Source organism: Spirosoma spitsbergense DSM 19989 (genome assembly GCF_000374085.1).
Classification (GTDB): Bacteria; Bacteroidota; Bacteroidia; order Cytophagales; family Spirosomataceae; genus Spirosoma; species Spirosoma spitsbergense.
In genome coordinates this window covers 1-3,884 of the sequence record NZ_KB893480.1, presented here as the reverse complement: position 1 = coordinate 3,884, position 3,884 = coordinate 1, and the positions used below count along the sequence as shown (strand labels likewise).

Sequence of the window (3,884 nt, the reverse complement as noted above, 5' to 3'; positions counted from 1 at the left end):
CTGACGCTAAATGCAACTAAGTTGGCTTTGCAGGAACTCAACAGCCTCAAAAGTCAATCTACTCTATTGGCCAAGGCTGCGTAACATCAGTTAATAATTAACTTTTCAACAGCTCTTATGCTAAGATTCAATAACCAACCATATTGAATCGATATTTCACAGTATCTCTGCTCAATAACCGGCTGACAGTGTAAAAGTGGATCGATACCTTCTACCAAATTGGATACTGCGTCCAGATCAGCTCGGTTTACGAATTCTAATAAGGAATAACCCAAGTGGTCAGAATCGTATCTATTTTCATCTGGCGTGTTCTTTAATGCTTTCAAGAGCCAAGCTATCGATTCCTGGGATGTTTCTAAACTATCAACTAACTCAGCCAGAATTCCCCTACCATGGGAATTTTCTTGGCTGAGGAAATAAGTACATACGGCATCCAAGTCGGCCTTCGTTCCTATTTCTTTAACCACTCTTATGGCAGCAATTCGGGTATGCTCCCCTCTTGTTCGATCCAAAGCGAAACTCAAGGCAGCCGGCAGAGCCGCTTTCATTTGTCCCTGCCAAACTAGATTAAGTAAATAGGTGGTAACGTTTATATTGTGCCTATAAGCCTCCAGTAAGTTTATAATATCGCCCACTAGGTCAGGTGAGGCAAAGCGCTGTAAAGCAATCCGCTCCTCAAAAGACCTATGGAAAGAAGCTGAATCTAGTTTTTGACAGACCGAAGAGAGTATTTTCCGTCTCAACTCAAGTGGCACTCTACTCGGATCGCCCCCTTCTAAAATTAGCTCAGGTTCAAGCGCATAAACTTTTAGCAACAACTCAGAGTCAAATAAAACCAGCCATGATAAAACTGGCCTCATAGAAGGTATGATAATCACTTGTTCATACTGGGTGCGAAAAAACAACCGTTCAATCTTTTGCCGAGACCCTGCCTTCTTTAATTCCTCAGCGAACCACACTGCTGCTAAATATTCCCGAACCGAACGGTGGTGAAAGCGAACAGTGCCATAAATGGCTTCATCAAATAGTGGACGACTTAACAAGATTTGGATCTCTTTATCGTCCCAATCAGTTAAAATTGACTTTACATCGATGCCTTTTAAATTAGTTGTCCCATCTGGAACTTGGAAGATAGACTCATGCATCAGCGCGGATGCTGAAGCCAGCATGCGAGCTCCTTTCTGAGCTTTTTCAACCGTAAAAGGTCTAGAATCAGCTCTATCCTGATCCCGTTCTTCAAGCCTTCGCTTGACGCTGTGTTCTATCAACTCAAAACGGGTTCCAACGCGCTGTTTATCAGTCCAAAATTCTAATAGTTCTTCAAGGTCCTGAGGACGGGTAGTAAAGGCCCAAGCGTCTCGGCGTTCTAATTCTCGTAAGAATTCAGTGCTGTTCTTTACCCCTTTCTCTATTACAAAAACAGAAATTTGATCACTTGTCAGGTCGGTTAATGTATATACTTTGAAACCTGTTTCCTGCTGCTTATTCGTATAAATAGGTTGGTATAGCGGTGGAAGTGAAGAAGTTTCTTTTGAAGAAATGTCATCACTGGTATCATTTTTATTCCTCCTTTGAGCGGGAAGTAAATCAGGAAATCTAGCGTTGCAGAATGTTAAATCAGTTTTCGGTCTCCAGGCCGTAATTCGTGAGGTAATGATAAGATGTGTCCTTGGAATGGCCATTGATATTCGGGAGGCCAGTTTTCTAACAGCACGTTCAAAATCCTTTGGATCTTTCAACCGGGCTTCGTCCACAGAGTCGAGCAGTAACCATCCTTCTTCATTTGAATTTAACCAGCTCTGAAACTCTTGATAAGTTCCTATTTCAAATGCGCTTTCTAAATCATCCGCTATATGTTCTAAACGTATGAAAAAAGCACATTTATCAACTGTTCGTAGCATCTGCGTGGCATGGCGAATCTCTTGTGTTTTGCCAGCTCCAGCTTCAGCAAGTATAACGACTCGGTACGTTTCCAACAATTCTTTCCAATCAAGCGCCCCCCCCTGCTGAAAACGATTAAATCCAGTTAAATCAATGTCGTCATCCTTTGAAGCATAGGTATACTCAATCGGTAACTGATTAAATAAGCGATTAATATTTATGAACTGTTCCAAGGTTTTTTCGTCGCTGCTTTATCCTAATATAGTTAATAAAAGGATTGTATAAAGAATACTTCGTTTAATATAGTTTTCATAAGAATCAAAATGGGTTATACCGGTGTTTGGGCTAGTTTTGATCAGAAAATTCACTAAATTAAGGGACAAGTGCTATAGTAAGTAGTCAATTACATATAATGAATCAACCTGTTACAGAGGATCATAGCAGCGTATTTTCCAAGGGGGGAGGTGGTACAGTATTTGAGTTAAGTGTTCAAACTGCATTTATAATCACCTTACTCTTGAAGGGCAAAGTTCCTGGATTACCAACTGGTGAGCTTAACGAAGTTGCTTTTCAGACGACTCGATTAGGCTTTCATACAGATGATCTACTTATTCGAGTACGTTCTCATCAAGGCGAACACAAGTTACTGGCTCAAATCAAGCACAACCTTTCAATTACTTCAAAAAATGCCACCTTCGAGGAAGTGATGACTGCCTTTTGGCAGGACTTTATTAATCCAGCTGAATTCAACCCCACGCTTGATCGACTACTCATTATTAAGAGTGCTTTGTCGCAAGCTGACCGTCAGGATACTCTCACACTACTCAATTGGGCTAAATCGAAGGCTTCAGCGGCTGATTTCTATCTGGAAGTGAATCGGATAGACAGCAAAAAAAAGACGTTGGCAATTTTCTCTGAAGTGTTGCAGAAAGTTAATGCAGGGGTTATTGTCGATGACGAACAGCTTTGGCGGTTTCTGCGCTGCTTAATGGTTCTTGACTATGACTTTAGTCAAGAAAGTAGTCAGAGCAAAACAAATTTCCTTAATCTACTCGAACTATGTAAGAACCGAACTGCATCGATATCCGCAAGTGAAATATGGGATAGCATATTTGCCTACGTTGCTGAACTCAATAAGAACGGTGGTAGTGTAACTTTTGAAAGTCTTCAGGATCAATTCTTTGCTGCATATTTTGAATTGGCCCGTCTACACGATAGCTATATATCTATTAAAAAACTACAAGATGATAGCCAGGCTATATTAGGTCCGCTCACCGATACGATTGCTGGTCTACATTTACCTCGGCCTGAGTTACGGAACCGGCTTGCTGCACTACTAAGCAGTCACTCATTAACTATTGTGACAGGTGAGCCAGGAACCGGAAAATCGGCAATCATCAAGGAGGTTGTTTCGGAATTAATACCTAATACAACCGTACTTACATTCAAAGCGGATCAGTTTAATCAGTCGCAATTAGGGCAGGTTTTTAGTGGATTAGGGGTTTCCAATAGTTTAGTTCAACTTACAGCCTGTCTGGCTGCGATACCTCAAAAAGTAGTATTTATTGACAGTCTAGAGAAACTGTTGGAGGGGGATCCTGATAATGCCTTTCGGCAACTTATGCACTTCTTAAATGGAATAAAAGGTGTAAGTGTGGTCGCATCATCAAGGACTTACGCAGTCGAACTTCTGATTCAAAAGTACGCGCTATCTAATGTTTCTGTACTTGAAGTGGCCTTACTGTCTGAAGGTGAAGAAGGCGAATTTGAGCAGGTTTTACAAGCTTTTCCGAAACTCCGGCCACTAGCTTCCAACCCACAAATACGCCATGTTCTACGAAGTCCTAAATACCTGGATTTTGCAGTACGCTGGGTGAATACCACTTCAGATAACCTCAGTGAACTAACTTTAACGCGAACTATGGGATTGTGAAATTCTTAAAACCGGCGTTTAAAGGGCATATGAGCCGAAATTGGTAGTTTTGGGTGCTAACCAAACAAAA

Annotated in this window: 2 protein-coding genes; one reads left to right on the top strand and one right to left on the bottom strand. The window is 41.3% G+C overall.

Annotated features, from left to right (window positions below; all coding sequences use genetic code 11):
- Positions 1 to 86: 86 nt before the first annotated feature.
- Positions 87 to 2,114: an NACHT domain-containing protein gene (locus B157_RS35040; RefSeq protein WP_020603341.1), complete on the bottom strand. Its 2,028-nt coding sequence runs from the start codon at positions 2,112 to 2,114 to the stop codon at positions 87 to 89.
- A 179-nt stretch (positions 2,115 to 2,293) separates the two neighbouring features.
- Here B157_RS35040 and B157_RS0110785 point away from each other — a divergent pair, with 179 nt between their 5' ends.
- The gene (locus B157_RS0110785) at positions 2,294 to 3,814 is read left to right on the top strand and encodes an ATP-binding protein (protein WP_020603340.1); all 1,521 of its coding nucleotides are present in this window, start codon (positions 2,294 to 2,296) and stop codon (positions 3,812 to 3,814) included.
- Positions 3,815 to 3,884 lie beyond the last annotated feature (70 nt).

Excerpts from the sequence above, each read along its gene's own strand:
- B157_RS0110785 (WP_020603340.1), top strand. The coding sequence starts at position 2,294 with ATGAATCAACCTGTTACAGAGGATCATAGCAGCGTATTTTCCAAGGGG.